Origin of the sequence: Actinotalea sp. C106, from assembly GCF_023630195.1 — a bacterium.
In the GTDB taxonomy this organism is placed as follows: domain Bacteria; phylum Actinomycetota; class Actinomycetes; order Actinomycetales; family Cellulomonadaceae; genus Actinotalea.
On the sequence record NZ_JALPKN010000618.1, the window covers coordinates 1 to 630 of the forward strand.

Genomic DNA, 630 nt, shown 5'->3' on the forward strand with positions numbered 1-630 from the left:
ACGATCCGACTTGGGGCCCTGCCCTCGTGGGGCCACACCGACGCCGGGCCGGAGGCCACCCGTGCGGCCCTGCAGCTCTCGGTCGAGCTGCTCCGCGCGGGAGAGGGGGGGCAGACGACGAGCCCCGAGGGCGCGACAGGCGAGGTGGCTGGTCCGGCCCGGTCCCAGCGTGCCACCGCGACCCACCTGTTCAACGGCATGCGCCCCTGGCACCACCGCGAGGTGGGGCCGATCGGGGAGCTGCTCGCCGCAGCCCGGCGCGGTGAGCTCGTCCTCGAGCTCATCGGCGACGGCGTGCACCTGGACCCGGCCCTGGTCCGCGAGGTCTGGGAGCTCCTCGGCCCGCAGGCCCTGGTGCTGGTGACCGACGCGATGGCGGCGGCAGGCATGCCCGACGGCACCTACCGTCTCGGCTCGCAGGAGGTCGTGGTCGCGGACGGCGCCGCGCGGCTCGCCGCCGCAGCGTCCCCTGGGCCCGCAGGGTCCGCCGAGCACCACGTGACGGCAGGGACCGGCGCGCTCGCCGGGGGCACCGCGCACCTCCTCGACGTCGTGCGCACCACGGTCGCGGGCGGGGTCGACCTCCTCGACGCCGTCACCATGGCGGCGACCGTCCCGGCCCAGGTGCTC

General features: G+C 77.0%; 1 pseudogene. It reads left to right on the forward strand.

Going from position 1 to position 630, the window contains the following annotated elements:
• A pseudogene (locus tag L0B03_RS18830) lies at positions 1-630 on the forward strand (N-acetylglucosamine-6-phosphate deacetylase); the annotation flags it as partial.